The organism is Stenotrophomonas sp. SMYL86, from assembly GCF_036320025.1.
In the GTDB taxonomy this organism is placed as follows: Bacteria; Pseudomonadota; Gammaproteobacteria; order Xanthomonadales; family Xanthomonadaceae; genus Stenotrophomonas; species Stenotrophomonas maltophilia_A.
This window is the reverse complement of sequence record NZ_JAWIRU010000002.1, coordinates 1-12,021: the sequence shown is the minus strand read 5'-3', so window position 1 is coordinate 12,021 and position 12,021 is coordinate 1. Positions and strand designations below refer to the sequence as shown.

Genomic DNA, 12,021 nt, shown 5'->3' with positions numbered 1-12,021 from the left:
CACTCCATGACATCTCGCGTCGCACTGGTCACCGGCGGAACCGGCGGCATCGGTACCGCCATCTGCCAACGCCTGGCCGACCAGGGCCACCGGGTCGCCACCAACTACCGCGACGAGGCCAAGGCCCGCGCCTGGCAGCAGGCGATGACCGAACGCGGCTACAGCGTGTCGATCTTCCCGGGCGATGTCTCCGATCCGGACAGCGCCGAAGCGCTGGTGCGCGCCGTCGAGGCCGAACTGGGTCCGGTCGAGATCCTGGTCAACAACGCCGGCATCACCCGCGATACCACCTTCCACCGCATGCGCGCGGACCAGTGGCACGATGTGATCAACACCAATCTCAATTCGGTGTTCAACGTCACCCGTCCGGTCATCGAGGGCATGCGCCGCCGCGGCTGGGGCCGGGTCATCCAGATCAGCTCGATCAACGGCCTGAAGGGCCAGTACGGTCAGGCCAACTACGCGGCGGCCAAGGCCGGCATGCACGGCTTCACCATCTCGCTGGCCCGCGAGAACGCCGGTTTTGGCATCACCGTCAACACCATTTCGCCCGGCTACGTCGCTACCGACATGGTGATGGCGGTGCCGGAGGAGGTGCGTGCCAAGATCATCGCCGACATCCCCACCGGACGCCTGGGCAAGCCGGAGGAAATCGCCTACGGCGTCTCGTTCCTGGTCGCCGATGAAGCCTCGTGGATCACCGGTAGCAACCTGGACATCAACGGCGGCCACCATATGGGTTGGTAAGCCGCGCAGCGGGCCATCGCGGCGAACACCGCCGGCCCCTGCCAAGAGTCATGCTGCGCAGCACGCAAACCCTTGTTGCGCAACATGATCGCCGCCGAAAGCCAAGCCTGGCGGGGGCTGAGGCGGTTGCAACGGCTGCTGCACTGCGCCATGCTGCGCGTCTACTGTGACGAGTACCGCTTCATGGCTGCGACCCGCATCATCAAGAAGTATCCGAACCGCCGTCTCTACGACACCGAGATCTCCAGCTACATCACCATCGAGGACGTGCGCCAGCTGATCCTGGACGGTGAAGACTTCGAAGTCCGCGACGCCAAGAGCGGCGACGACCTCACGCGATCGGTCCTGCTGCAGATCATCGCCGACCAGGAACAGGACGGCGAACCGATGCTGTCCACCCAGCTGCTGAGCCAGCTGATCCGCTTCTACGGCGATTCCCTGCAGGGCTTCATGGGCAACTACCTGGAGCGCAGCATGCAGGTCTTCCTCGACCAGCAGCAGCAGTTCCGCCAGCAGATGGGCAACCTGCTGGGGCAGACCCCGTGGGCGATGATGAACCAGCTGACCGAGCGCAACCTGGAGTTGTGGCAGGAATTCCAGCGCAACATGGGCACGGGCTTCGGTGGCCCGCGTCCGGGCGGCACCGGAACGGGAACCGGCGCAGGTACCGGCAACAAGCCGAACGAACCGGGCACCGGCACCGGCGGCAAGACCCGCCGCTGAGCTGCTGCAACGGCTGATACGAAAACGGCGCGCCCCTGGCGCGCCGTTTTGTTTGGCATCGCGCCAACGATACGTCAGCGTTTCGCCTTGCACCCCGTGCATACGCGCTCGACCTTGTAACCCTTCGCCTTCAGCTTCTCGACCACGCCGTCGTTGCCCAGCAGGTGCAGCGTGCCCACCACCACCAGCGTACCGCCCTGCCCTGCCTGCAGGTACGGCAGCAGCTTCGGCACCCAGGCGTCATTGCGGCCGGTATTGATGCGCTGATACAGCTGCGGATACTGCTGGCGCATTTCCGCCGCCATCCGGGTCCACAGCACGCGCTCGTCACCGCGGCGCCAGGCGTCGTGCAGCTGGCGTGCCTGCTCGTCGGCCTTGCCGGCCTGGTCCAGCGCTTCGGCCAGCATCTGCCGCTGTTCCTGCAGCGTCATTCCGTCGAGCATGCCGATCTGGGTGTCGATGTCTTCCAGTCCCGCAGTCTTGCGCCCGGTCTTCTGCGCGCGCTCCATGAAGTGGCGGTCCAGGCCCAGTGCCGGGTCCAGGCCCAGCTTCTGCATCTGCCCGACCGAAATGCTCAGGCCGACAAACCACGGCTTCATCCCCTGCATCTGCGCCAGCGGCAGCTTGTTTTCGGTGGCGAACACCTGCAGCTTCTGCCAGGTCGCGGCATCGAGATCGCGCTTGAGCTCGCTGCCATCGGTGCGCACCGCCGCCTGCACCATGCGGCTGGCCAACTGTGGCGACTGCATGTCTTCCGGCGACAGTTCGAACACGACCCGCTGCGAAGCCTCGAACGCCTGTTCGACATCGGGCGACAACGGGTAGTCCTGCGGCTTCAGCAGGTGGAAGGAACCGAGCAGGTAGAGGCGCGAGTCACCCGGGCCGGTCACCTTCCACAGCAACGGCACCGGCGGCTTGGCCGCCGCTGCGCCAGCGGTATCGGCTTGCACAGTACGCGCTGCAACCAGCGGTGCCAGCGCACAGGCCGCCAACAGAACGGTGGCACGCAACAGGGATCTGATCGGCATATCAGCCTTCTCCTTCAGGCAGGTGGTACGCCTTCTCGCCCGCTTCCACACGCAGGTCCAACCGGTTTTCCGGTGGCGCCAACGGGCAGGTCGCGTAAGCGGTGAACGCACACGGTGGGTTGTAGGCATGGTTGAAATCGATGCGCACGGTGCCATCGGCAGCGGGGGCATCGGTATCCAGATAGCGACCGGCCGGATAGCTGCCACGGCCACTGGTGCGATCGGCAAAGATCAGGAACAGCGGCTGCCCCGGCGCACCGATCGCCTCCAACCGCCAGCTGCGGCCATCGCGCTGGAACTCGACTGCGCCGGCATTGGGCATTTCGGTGGTCAGGCCGGTGATGTCGACAATGGGCAGGGTCTTGCCCGGCGGATGTGCGACAAAGCGCGCCTGCACCTGCCAGTCCGGGCCGCCCGGCCAGTACTCCAGCCCACCGAAATCGCGACGTGCCGGCGCTTCGGCGTGCTTGACCCGCAGCGCATCGCGCGGACCGCGGCGGATGATGCTGAGCTGGCCTTTGCCGCCATCGAAAGCCAGCAGCGTCGGCTGCGGATCCTTGTCTGTGTCGATGCGGATGCGGCCGCGCACCGGCTGGCCATCATGGCTGACATCCACGCCGGCTTCGGGCGTGAACCACCATTGGCTGCCTTCACGGCGCAGCAAGCCCAGCTTGTCCGGCCCAACCGCCAGGCGGATGCCATTGGTCGCGCCGCTGCCGACGAAGTGGGATTTGTTCTGCAGCCAGTGCAGGCCGACCAGCGCGGTCCAGCCATCGGGCCGGGTCAGGTCCTGATAGCGTGCCACCCGCCACTGCTGCTGCTCGGCGGCATAGGACGGATCCTCCGCGGCCGAGGCTGGTGCCGGCGGCGTCGCCGGGCTGCAGGCGGCCAACACCAAAGCGGCCAGCAGGCCGCCCATTCCCCGATAACGCATCGATGCTCCCCTCAACGTCCGCGCAGGAACCAGCGGTCGATCTCCGCCAGCGAAAAACGGGCCCAGGTCGGCCGGCCGTGGTTGCACTGGCCGGACCGCTCGGTGATTTCCATGTCGCGCAGCAGCGCGTTCATTTCCGGCACGGTCAGGCGCCGGTTGGCGCGCACCGCGCCATGGCAGGCCATGGTCGACAGCAGTTCGTCGCGTGCACTGGCCACGCGCCGGCTCTGGCCGTGTTCGCGCAGGTCGGTCAGCACGTCGCGCAGCAGGCCTTCCGGTTCGGCATGCGCCAGCAGCACCGGAATACTGCGCACGTGCAGCGCACCGGGGCCGGCACGGGTCACTTCGAAGCCGAGTGCGGCCAAGGTTTCACTTTCATTCTCGGCGGTGTCGGCTTCGCGCTCGCCCACCGCCAGCGTGATCGGCACCAGCAACGGCTGCGACTGCAGGCCGATGCCATCGTGCGCGTTCTTCAGCCGCTCGTAACCGATGCGTTCGTGTGCCGCATGCATGTCGACCACGATCAGGCCTTCGGCGTTCTCGGCCAGGATGTAGATGCCATGCAGCTGCGCGATCGCGTAGCCCAGCGGTGGCACGCCAGCGTCGGCACTGGTGACCGGCAGCCCGTTCTCGGTCGGCATCGGCGGCAGCGCAGCACCGCGTTCGGCGCCGGCCGGTGCGGCATACAGCGCGGCATAGGCCGCCGGTGCATCGGCCACCTGCAATCCCAGCGGTTGCTGCGGGCGCCAACCCGAGAATCCACCACCGCCACCACTCGAACCGGCCCCCGGTGCGGCACCGCGTACCAGACCGAAACCGGAGGCACCTGCACTGGAGAGCATCGGTGCCGCGCCTGCATCCACCGGATGCGCGGAGCCGGCGCCGATGTCCTGCACCGACATGCCGGCGCGGGTATCGGCCAGCGCATCCTTCAGCGTGCGGTAGACAAAATCATGCACCAGCCGCGAGTCGCGGAAGCGCACCTCGTGCTTGGCCGGGTGCACGTTGACGTCGACGCGGGTCGGGTCAAGCTCCAGGAACAGCACGTAGGCCGGTTGGCGGCCGTGATACAGCACATCGCCATAGGCCATCTTCACCGCATGGGCGACGCTGCGGTCGCGTACCGAGCGGCCGTTGACGTACAGGTACTGCTGGTCGGCGCTGGCGCGCGAATAATGCGGCTGCGCAATCCAGCCGTGCAGGCGCAGGCCGGCACCGCTGTGGTCGACGCGAACGGCCTGGTTGGCGAAATCCTCGCCCAGCGTTTCGGCCAATCGCGCATCGGAATACAGATCGCCCGGCTTGTAGCGACGCGAGGCCTTGCCGTTGTGCGAGACGCGCAGTTCGACATCCGGCCGCGCCAGCGCCAGCGAACGCAGCCATTCTTCGATATGGCCCAGCTCGGTGCGCTCGGCGCGCAGGAACTTGCGCCGCGCCGGTACGTTGTAGAACAGCTCGCGCACTTCCACCGTGGTGCCCGGCGCATGCGCGCGCGGCGTCACTTCGCCGATCTTGCCGCCTTCGATCTGCAGCGCCGAACCGTGTTCGTCATGTGCGCGACGCGAGGACAGGGTGAAGCGGCTGACCGAGGCGATCGACGGCAGCGCTTCACCCCGGAAACCGAGCGTGGCCACCGATTCAAGATCGTCCAGATCGGCAATCTTGCTGGTGGCGTGGCGCGACACCGCCAGCGGCAACTGTTCCGGCGCGATGCCACTACCGTTGTCGCGGATGCGGATCAGGCGGACACCGCCCTCTTCAAGATCGATATCAACGCGGCTGGCGCCGGCATCGATCGCGTTCTCGACCAGCTCCTTGACCACCGACGCGGGACGTTCGACCACTTCGCCAGCGGCGATCTGGTTGATGAGGATCTCCGGCAACGGCCGGATCGGGCGCGGATGGGTAGCAGACGTCATGCGGGGATGATAACGGAGCGGCCGAGGGTAGAGTCGAGCCATGCTCGACTGACGGGCTACCGGGAAGGCCCAGTCGAGCGCCGCTCGACTCTACAGAAAGCAGTAACCCGCCTTCGGCGGGTTACTTGCTGCCGCCGGCCATGGTGCCGGCGGCGTCGATCTCGGCCTGGGCCCGGGCGGCATACAACGTGCCCGGCGGCGGCTGACGGCTGAAGAACGTGTGCACGCCGTCCAGCACCGCACCGGCGATCTTGCGCTGGTAGGCCGGGTCGATCAGGCGGCGCTCTTCATCCGGATTGGAGATGAACGCGGTTTCCACCAGCATCGCCGGCATGTCCGAAGTACGCAGCACCGCGAAGTTGGCGCGCTCGATGTTCGGCTTGTGGTTGTTGCCGATCCGCTTCAGGCCGCCCAGCACATGGCCGGCCGCGTCCTCGGACGCCTTCATGTAGCCGCTCTGGGCCAGATCCAGCAGCACGTTGGCGAGCGTGCCTTCGGTCTGCTGCAGGCGCACGCCACCGACCAGGTCGGCCGCGTTTTCCTTGTCCGCCAGCCAGCGGGCGCGCTGCGAAGAGGCTCCCTTGGTCGACAGCACGTACACCGACGAGCCCGTGGCCGAACGGTTTTCCGCCGCGTCGGCATGGATCGAAATGAAGATGTCGGCCTTGTTCGCACGCGCCTTCTGCGCGCGCATCGGCAGCGGAATGAACACGTCGCTGTCGCGGGTCAGGTAGGCCTTCAGGCCCGGCGTCGCGTTGACCTGACGGGCCAGTTCACGCGCTACGGCCAGGGTCACATCCTTCTCGCGCTTGCCGGTCGGGCCGATCGCACCGGGGTCCTGGCCGCCGTGGCCCGGATCGATGGCCACCACCAGGTGGCGCATGCCAGCCTGCATGCGGATGCGCGAGGCATCGCTGGGCATGGCCGGACGCGGTGGCACCACCGTGGTCGGAACCGGTGCAGGCGCTGTGGCCGGCGGCGTGGTTACCACGGCGGCGGTACGCTGGCCGGCAAGGATCGCAGCCGGCGATGCGGACGGCGTACTGCTGGCAGCCGTGCCCGCTGCCGCGACCTGGGCCGGTGCAGTGGACGGGGCCGGGGTCGGAGTAGCCGGTGTGGCAGCGGCGGCGCTGGCCTGCTGCTGTACCTGCGCGGTCAACAGCGCGGTGGCGCGCGCGGCGTCGTTGCGCGACTGCGCGCTCTCGGCCGGCGTCGGTGCGGGCGTGTTGACCGGTGCCTGCGGCTGCACCGCCGGCGTCGCTGGCGGGCGGCTGGCGGCCACGGCCGGGCCATCGCCCGGCCATTCGATCACCAGCTTGGATTCATTGCCTTCGCGCTGCATCTGTGGGCGGAACGGCGCCACCGATTCAGCGAGGTCGAAAACGACACGGAAGGTCCCCGGCACCGGCTGTCCGGTACGCACCGCCGTGACCACGCCCTGCGCGGCCGGCATTTTCAGGTTGCGTATGGCGCTGGAGTCCGGGAAATCGACCACCAGGCGGTTCGGACCGGCCAACGACAGGGTCTTGTAACCGCCACTGCCGACCAGCGAGATCTCGGCACGGGTGCCGGTGGCGCCGGTATTCAGCAGGACCTGACGGACTTCACCGGCCCACGCACTGACGCTCGCCAGACTCAGTCCGACGGCGGCACAGATGGCAATGAGACGGTTCCCCGGGCGCATGGCTCAGGATTCAATCACCGCGCTGAACGGAATGCAACACCTTTTTCCTTAATAATCCGTAACCTGCCGGTGTTTGTTCTCGTCAGCCGACAGAAATGGCCTGCAAGTCGCCCCCTTGGGGGAGCCGTTCCAGCCATTCATGTCCGACGTCGCTGGCTCCAGTGAGACGGACGCGACGCCCCTGCCCCTCGATCTCCAGCGCCACCACCAGGTCGGTCGGCGGCAGCGCGCCAGCGCCGCGTTCCGGCCATTCCACCAGCCACAACACCGCGCTGCCCTCGTCCAGCCCGAGAAAATCGAGCTCGCCGGCCTGGCCGATCCGGTACAGATCCAGATGCCAGGCCTCGCCACCGCTGGCCAGCGGATAGCGCTCGACCAGGGTGTAGGTCGGGCTGCGGATCGCCCCCTGCACGCCCAGTGCGCGCAGCAGTGCGCGGGCGGTGGTGGATTTGCCGGCGCCCAGGTCGCCGCGCAGTTCGACCAGCGCCTGCGGCGGTCGGGTGGCGGCCAGCCACTGCCCGAGCAGTTCAGTGGCAGCGCTGTCGGCAAGGAAGAAATCGATCATCGGGAAAGTTCCGGGTTGGCCAGTCGCCGCAGCGGCGACAGCAGATCAGTTGGAAGCAGGCCGCGCGCGCCGTCGGCGGCAGCGACGTCGCCGGCAAGCGCATGCAACAGCGCACCAGCGGCAGCGGCATCGAAGGCGGCCAGGCCTTGCCCACGCAGGCTGGCGATGATGCCTGTCAGCAGGTCTCCCATGCCACCCACGGCCATGCCGGGATTGCCAGCCGCGATCAGTCGTGGCCGTTGCCCCGGCGCTGCGACGATGCTGCCGGCGCCCTTCAGCACCACCACGGCGTGGAAGCGCTCGGCCAGTGCCTGTGCGCAGGTGAAGCGATCGGCCTGGATGTCAGACGTGCTGCAACCCAGCAGGCGCGCGGCCTCGCCCGGGTGTGGCGTAAGGATGGCGTCCGGCAGCGCGCGCGGATCCTGCGCCAGCAGGTTCAGTGCATCGGCATCGACCACCAGTGGCCTGGGGCTGGCCAGCACCCGCGCAAACAGTGCGCGCGCCCATTCGTCCTGGCCCAGACCGGGGCCGATCGCCACCACCCTGGCCTTGTCCAGCAGTGCCGGCAGCGCGTCACCATCTTCCAGTGCATGGGTCATGGCTTCGGGCAGCCGCGCCAGCAACGGGCCAACGTGGTCGCGGCGGGTGCCCAGGCTCAGCAATCCAGCACCCGCGCGCAACGCCGCTTCAGCCGCCATGGCGATGGCGCCGCCGCTGCCATGGTTGCCGCCGACGCACAGCACGTGCCCGGATTCGCCCTTGTGGGTATTGGTGCGGCGCGGCGGCAGCAGGGCTGGCAGGCGCACCTGCGTCCAGAGCTGCGCAGCGGGTGACACGCCCTGCCATGCGGCCGCGGGTAGCTGCAGCGGCGCCAGCGCCTTCCGCCCGCAATGGTCCAGCGCATCGCCGGTGTACAGCCCGCGATGCGGCACGATGAACTGCACGGTCAGCGCCGCCCTCACCGCCTCGCCCGGTACGGCGCCGCGGTCGGCATCCACGCCACTGGGGACGTCCAGCGCCAGAACCGGTGCCGCCTGCGCGTTGAGCGCGGCAATCAGCGTCCGCGCCACGCCTTCCGGCGCGCGATCGAAGCCCAGACCGAACAGGGCATCAACCCAGATATCGGCCTCGGGAAGCGCGCCGTCGAAATCGGTGAGGGTGCCGCCGTCGGATGTGAATTCCGATGCTGCACGCTGTGCCAGCGCGGTTGACGGTGGCTTCCCCGGCAAGGCGATCACCGTCACCTCACGTCCGGCCTGCAGCGCATGGCGGGCCAGCACATGGCCGTCGCCGCCGTTGTTGCCCGCACCAACCACCACGCCGATCCGCTGCGCCTGCGGCCAATGCTGCAGCAGGCACTGCCAGGCGGCCTGGCCGGCCTGTGCCATCAGGCCCCAACCGCCCTCGGCGGCCAGCGCCGAGGCCTGCGCATCAAGCGCACGCGCGGCAGCGGAATCGAACAGATCGGCAAGGTTGGCCATACGGGGATTTTATACTGGTGCACATGTCCCCCGTCCCCGCCCCTGTCGATCCGGCCCAGGCCGTGCAGCGCATCCGCGAACTCGCCCGTGCGCATGGCTTCCAGCGCTGTGGCATCGCCGGCATCGAGCTGGGCGAGGATGAAGCGCACCTGGCTGACTGGCTGGGCCAGGGCCTGTACGGCACGATGGACTGGATGGCGCGCCACGGCACCCTGCGCGCGCGCCCGGCCGAACTGCTGCCCGGCACCGTGCGGGTGATCTCGGTGGGCATGGACTACAGCCACAAGGACGATACCGAAGCTTGGGCAACCCTGGCCGACCCGGGCCGCGCCTACGTGGCCCGTTACGCTTTGGGTCGCGACTACCACAAGCTGATGCGCAACCGCCTGCAGAAGCTGGCCACGCAGATCAACGATGAAGTGGCACCGCTGGGCTACCGCGTATTCGTCGATTCCGCCCCCGTGCTGGAACGCGCACTGGCGCGCAATGCCGGCCTGGGCTGGATCGGCAAGCACACCTGCCTGATCGACCGCCATGGCGGCTCCTGGTTCTTCATCGGCGAGATCTACATCGATATCCCGCTGCCGATCGATGCAGCGGCCACAGCACACTGCGGTACCTGCACGCGCTGCATCGATGTCTGCCCGACCCAGGCCATCACCGGCCCGCAGCGGCTGGACGCGCGGCGCTGTATCTCCTACCTGACCATCGAGCACGACGGCGCCATTCCCGAAGAGATGCGGCCGTTGATCGGCAACCGCATCTACGGCTGTGATGACTGCCAACTGGTCTGCCCCTGGAACAAGTTCGCCAAGCGTACCGACGAAGCCGACTTCCGCGCGCGCAACAACCTCGATACCGCGCGGCTGGACCAGCTGTTCGCCTGGGATGAAGCCGAGTTCCTGCGCCGTACCGAAGGCAGCCCGATCCGGCGCAGTGGCCATGAACGCTGGCTGCGCAACATCGCCGTGGCCCTGGGCAACGCACCGTCCTCTGCCGAAGCGCTCGCCGCATTGCATACCCGCATCGATGATCCCTCGCCGCTGGTGCGTGAACACGTGCAGTGGGCGCTGGGCCAGCACACGGTGCGCTGACGTGCGATCCTGAGCGCCCGTTCCGCCCGCAGCACGCCGTTCCCATGCAGCCACGCAACAACGACATCCTCACCCCCAGCCAGCTCAACACCCTGGCCCGCGACCTGCTGGAAGGCAGCTTCCCGGCGATCTGGGTCGAGGCAGAACTGGGCAGCGTGGCGCGCCCTGCCTCCGGGCACCTGTATTTCACCCTGAAGGACGCACGTGCGCAGCTGCGCGCGGCAATGTTCCGGATGAAGGCGCAGTACCTGAAGTTCGTGCCGCGCGAAGGCATGCGCGTGCTGGTGCGCGGCAAGGTGACCCTGTACGACGCCCGTGGCGAGTACCAGATGGTGCTGGACCACATGGAAGAAGCCGGCGAAGGCGCGCTGCGCCGCGCCTTCGAGGAGCTGAAGGCACACCTGGAGGCCGAGGGCCTGTTCGACCCGGCACGCAAGCGGCCGCTGCCGGCGCACGTGCAGCGCCTGGCAGTGATCACCTCGCCCACCGGTGCCGCCGTACGCGACGTGCTGAGCGTGCTCGGCCGCCGCTTCCCACTGCTGGAAGTGGACCTGCTGCCGACCCTGGTCCAGGGCAGCAGTGCCGCCGCGCAGATCACCCGCCTGCTGCAGGCCGCCGACGCCAGTGGCCGCTACGACGTGATCCTGCTGACCCGCGGCGGCGGCTCGCTGGAAGACCTGTGGGCCTTCAACGATGAAGCCCTGGCCCGAGCGATCGCCGCCAGCAACACGCCGGTGGTGTCGGCGGTGGGCCACGAGACCGACTTCAGCCTCAGCGACTTTGCCGCCGACCTGCGCGCACCGACGCCGTCGGTGGCGGCCGAACTGCTGGTACCCGACCAGCGCGAACTGGCCCTGCGCCTGCGCCGCACGGCCGCCCGCATGGTGCAGCTGCAACGGCATGCGATGCAGCAGGCGATGCAGCGCGCCGACCGCGCCCTGCTGCGCCTGAACGCACAGAGCCCGCAGGCGCGGCTGGACCTGCTGCGCCGCCGCCAGCTCGATCTGGGCCGGCGCCTGCATGCCGCGTTCAACCAGCAGCAGGAACGCCGTGCCGCACGCCTGCGCCATGCGGCGGCGGTGCTGCGCGGGCACCATCCGCAACGCCAGCTCGACGCGATGCAGCGCCGCCTGGCAGCCCTGCGCGGGCGCCCGCAGATTGCGATGCAGCGTCTGCTGGAACGCGATGCACTGCGCCTGCGCGGGCTGGCGCGTTCGCTGGAAGCGGTCAGCCCGCTGGCGACCGTGGCGCGTGGCTACAGCATCCTGACCCGCAGTGACGATGGTGCCCTGGTGCGGCACGTCGACCAGGTGCAGCCGGGTGACGCCCTGCAGGCCCGCGTTGGCGACGGCGTGATCGAGGTGCAGGTCAAGTAAAGGGGTGTTCGGCAGGGCTGCGCCCTGCACCTGCAGAAGCGTTCAAGCAACAGCAACAGCCGAAGCAACAGCCAAAGCTGGTATTCCGTGGGATGGCGGGGCGGTGTGGCTGTGCAGGACACGCCGTAAACCCATCCATGGGGGCTCGATGGCGCCATCCATGGCGCCAACGGTCCTGCACAACCACACCGCCCCGCCTCTGACAGATTCCGGAGGCTGTTGGTAGTTGTCGACCTTGGTCGACACGGTAGATCCACGCATGCGTGGATGAATCTCCATCGGAATCGAATATTTCGATATCGGAACGATTTGAGCCGAGCATGGCTCGGCTCTACAGAAGAGCGAACAGATTGCGAGAATCTGTCGAAGGCGGGGTGGGTCCGGTTGCGGGGGCGTGAGCCGCATGGGCCCGAGGCATGCCTCGGGCGGGTTGGGCACGACGCCCAACCCCGGTCTTGCCGTGTGCGCAG

At 68.1% G+C, this 12,021-nt stretch carries 10 protein-coding genes; 4 read left to right on the top strand and 6 right to left on the bottom strand.

The features are described from left to right. Positions 1 to 6 precede the first annotated feature (6 nt). Together phbB and phaR are read left to right on the top strand one after the other, a co-directional pair. Positions 7 to 747 carry an acetoacetyl-CoA reductase gene (phbB, locus tag V3B64_RS02645; RefSeq protein WP_049423910.1) on the top strand — a complete coding sequence of 247 codons (741 nt, stop codon included), beginning with the start codon at positions 7 to 9 and terminating at the stop codon, positions 745 to 747. A gap of 183 nt (positions 748 to 930) precedes the next feature. After that, entirely contained in the window at positions 931 to 1,470 is a 540-nt protein-coding gene (gene phaR / locus V3B64_RS02640) for a polyhydroxyalkanoate synthesis repressor PhaR (RefSeq protein ID WP_032130258.1), read from the top strand. Positions 1,471 to 1,544: 74 nt separating this feature from the next. On the opposite strand, the gene V3B64_RS02635 is transcribed toward phaR, so the two are convergent. The 6 genes from V3B64_RS02635 to V3B64_RS02610 form a co-directional block, all read right to left on the bottom strand. Further along, positions 1,545 to 2,498 carry a TraB/GumN family protein gene (locus tag V3B64_RS02635; RefSeq protein WP_032130255.1) on the bottom strand — a complete coding sequence of 318 codons (954 nt, stop codon included), beginning with the start codon at positions 2,496 to 2,498 and terminating at the stop codon, positions 1,545 to 1,547. A gap of 1 nt (position 2,499) precedes the next feature. Next, positions 2,500 to 3,432, bottom strand: a complete 933-nt coding sequence (locus V3B64_RS02630; RefSeq protein WP_329913571.1) for a DUF1684 domain-containing protein — start codon at positions 3,430 to 3,432, stop codon at positions 2,500 to 2,502. Between the two features lie 11 nt (positions 3,433 to 3,443). Then, the gene (gene mutL, locus V3B64_RS02625) at positions 3,444 to 5,351 is read right to left on the bottom strand and encodes a DNA mismatch repair endonuclease MutL (protein WP_329913570.1); all 1,908 of its coding nucleotides are present in this window, start codon (positions 5,349 to 5,351) and stop codon (positions 3,444 to 3,446) included. Positions 5,352 to 5,472: 121 nt separating this feature from the next. Further along, complete coding sequence (locus V3B64_RS02620) at positions 5,473 to 7,035, bottom strand: N-acetylmuramoyl-L-alanine amidase (protein WP_032130507.1); 1,563 nt, start codon at positions 7,033 to 7,035, stop codon at positions 5,473 to 5,475. 82 nt (positions 7,036 to 7,117) lie between these two features. Continuing rightward, the gene (gene tsaE, locus V3B64_RS02615) at positions 7,118 to 7,600 is read right to left on the bottom strand and encodes a tRNA (adenosine(37)-N6)-threonylcarbamoyltransferase complex ATPase subunit type 1 TsaE (protein ID WP_049401237.1); all 483 of its coding nucleotides are present in this window, start codon (positions 7,598 to 7,600) and stop codon (positions 7,118 to 7,120) included. Further along, positions 7,597 to 9,081: an NAD(P)H-hydrate dehydratase gene (locus V3B64_RS02610; protein WP_329913569.1), complete on the bottom strand. Its 1,485-nt coding sequence runs from the start codon at positions 9,079 to 9,081 to the stop codon at positions 7,597 to 7,599. Before V3B64_RS02610 ends, tsaE begins: the two co-directional genes overlap by 4 nt. A gap of 23 nt (positions 9,082 to 9,104) precedes the next feature. On the opposite strand from V3B64_RS02610, the gene queG reads away from it, so the two are divergent. Together queG and xseA are read left to right on the top strand one after the other, a co-directional pair. Then, on the top strand, positions 9,105 to 10,175 hold the full coding sequence (gene queG / locus V3B64_RS02605) for a tRNA epoxyqueuosine(34) reductase QueG (protein WP_107431255.1): 1,071 nt from the start codon (positions 9,105 to 9,107) through the stop codon (positions 10,173 to 10,175). 44 nt (positions 10,176 to 10,219) lie between these two features. Next, positions 10,220 to 11,551 (top strand): exodeoxyribonuclease VII large subunit, encoded by a 1,332-nt coding sequence (gene xseA, locus V3B64_RS02600; RefSeq protein WP_329913568.1) that lies wholly within the window; start codon positions 10,220 to 10,222, stop codon positions 11,549 to 11,551. The last annotated feature ends 470 nt before the right edge of the window (positions 11,552 to 12,021 follow it).

Coding starts and splice junctions, on each gene's coding strand:
- queG (WP_107431255.1), top strand. CDS start 9,105: ATGTCCCCCGTCCCCGCCCCTGTCGATCCGGCCCAGGCCGTGCAGCGC.
- V3B64_RS02635 (WP_032130255.1), bottom strand. CDS start 2,498: ATGCCGATCAGATCCCTGTTGCGTGCCACCGTTCTGTTGGCGGCCTGT.
- tsaE (WP_049401237.1), bottom strand. CDS start 7,600: ATGATCGATTTCTTCCTTGCCGACAGCGCTGCCACTGAACTGCTCGGG.
- xseA (WP_329913568.1), top strand. CDS start 10,220: ATGCAGCCACGCAACAACGACATCCTCACCCCCAGCCAGCTCAACACC.
- V3B64_RS02610 (WP_329913569.1), bottom strand. CDS start 9,081: ATGGCCAACCTTGCCGATCTGTTCGATTCCGCTGCCGCGCGTGCGCTT.
- V3B64_RS02630 (WP_329913571.1), bottom strand. CDS start 3,432: ATGCGTTATCGGGGAATGGGCGGCCTGCTGGCCGCTTTGGTGTTGGCC.
- mutL (WP_329913570.1), bottom strand. CDS start 5,351: ATGACGTCTGCTACCCATCCGCGCCCGATCCGGCCGTTGCCGGAGATC.
- phaR (WP_032130258.1), top strand. CDS start 931: ATGGCTGCGACCCGCATCATCAAGAAGTATCCGAACCGCCGTCTCTAC.
- phbB (WP_049423910.1), top strand. CDS start 7: ATGACATCTCGCGTCGCACTGGTCACCGGCGGAACCGGCGGCATCGGT.
- V3B64_RS02620 (WP_032130507.1), bottom strand. CDS start 7,035: ATGCGCCCGGGGAACCGTCTCATTGCCATCTGTGCCGCCGTCGGACTG.